Annotated in this window: 2 protein-coding genes and 1 pseudogene; all 3 read left to right on the forward strand. The window is 34.9% G+C overall.

Annotated elements, in window-relative coordinates:
• The coding region (locus HMPREF9943_RS09480; RefSeq protein ID WP_004804421.1) for a VirD4-like conjugal transfer protein, CD1115 family at positions 1–750 on the forward strand (750 nt) is incomplete at its 5' end.
• Positions 751–813: 63 nt separating this feature from the next.
• Entirely contained in the window at positions 814–1,251 is a 438-nt protein-coding gene (locus HMPREF9943_RS09485; protein WP_004804425.1) for a hypothetical protein, read from the forward strand.
• A gap of 175 nt (positions 1,252–1,426) precedes the next feature.
• A pseudogene (locus HMPREF9943_RS10205) lies at positions 1,427–1,695 on the forward strand (hypothetical protein); the annotation flags it as partial.

Consider the following 1,695-nt stretch of genomic DNA (forward strand, 5'->3'; position numbering starts at 1 on the left):
CCATTTGATATTAGGGAACTTAGGGACTTGATGAGTGAAGATGAACTTGAGCTTGATACACTCGGAGATAGAAAAACGGCACTCTTTGTTATTATATCCGATACCGATGATACTTTTAACTTTGTAGTGTCCATTATGTACTCGCAGTTATTTAATCTTTTATGTGATAAAGCGGATGATGTATATGGTGGCAGGCTTCCTGTCCATGTGCGATGCCTGCTTGACGAATTTGCAAATATCGGCTTAATTCCAAAGTTTGAGAAGCTGATTGCAACCATCAGAAGTAGAGAGATTTCAGCAAGTATAATACTTCAAGCACAATCTCAGCTAAAGGCAATCTACAAGGATAACGCCGATACAATTGTAGGTAATTGTGATAGTACCCTATTTTTAGGCGGAAAAGAGAAAACAACTCTAAAAGAGCTATCAGAAACGCTTGGTAAAGAAACCATAGACCTATATAATACTTCTGAAACAAGGAGCAATCAAAAGAGTTTCGGATTAAATTATCAAAAGACGGGAAAAGAGCTGATGAGTCAGGACGAAATAACAGTAATGGACGGTGGTAAATGTATCTTTCAACTTCGTGGTGTTCGCCCTTTCCTATCGGATAAATTTGATATTACAAAGCACAAGAACTATAAGCTACTTGAGGATTATGATAAAAAGAACCTGTTTGATATAGAAAGCTATATGAAAAGAAGGGGCAAGGCTAAACTAAATAAGAATACGGTTATTATGAAGTTATAGCTGTTAGATATTATTTGCATTTGGTATAATAATCAAAGAGAAATACACAAGGAGGAAACATTATTGAACGATAAAGAACTGATAGGAAAAGTTCATTCATCTATGTATCACCAATTAAAAAGAAAAGGATATGCAACAGCAGTAGATGTGCTTATGGATTTGGAAATACTTTCAAAGACCGACTATGAACTTTGGAGAAATGGAAAAGTTTTGTATTTGGAAAAAGTATGCAAGGTCAATCTTAAAAAATTGTCTACAATACTGCATGAAATGAGGGTATATGCAAAGAAAGGAAATCTAAAACCGTCGTTTTGTGTATATAAGAAATGGGCGATTAAGAAAAAGAACGGGCAAGGGAAAAAGCCGGTTATTAAACTACGGTTTAGCAAAAGTGATTCTGAAGATATTGAAAAATGGTATGCTACTCACTTTGTAGACACGAAGAAGATAGAAAAGATAAAAGAAGAAAAACAAGTAAACAGCAGTGATGATAAGCAGTAAGTCTAAAAATAGATTTGCTGCTTTTTTCATACTCAGAAAATCAGGAGGCAAGATGATAAGGATAAGAAGTCCCACTTAATGGACAGAAAAATTTAATATCGAGGTTATGAAGCGATTGAAAACTTAAACTTTCAGTCGCTTTTTTTATTTGAAATGAAAAGGAGAAATTAAAAACATGAAGCAGGAAATGATGAACATCAACGCCAACTTGGTTGCAGAGCCTACTTTCTCAAGTTTTGAAAAAGACGGAGAAACGGTAGAAGTCGTTAATTTTGCACTTGTGAAGAAGTACGGGAAAGGCAAGGAATATATCAACTGTGCAGCTTATGGAGAGAAAACGGAAGTGGCAAAAGACTTTGAAAAAGGCGATTTAATTCATATATTCGGTTACTTTAAGAAGCGTGAAAAAGAGGGAAAGACTTACAAAAACTTTGTAGTGAAGTC

Source organism: Eggerthia catenaformis OT 569 = DSM 20559 (assembly GCF_000340375.1).
Lineage (GTDB): Bacteria > Bacillota_I > Bacilli_A > Erysipelotrichales > Coprobacillaceae > Eggerthia > Eggerthia catenaformis.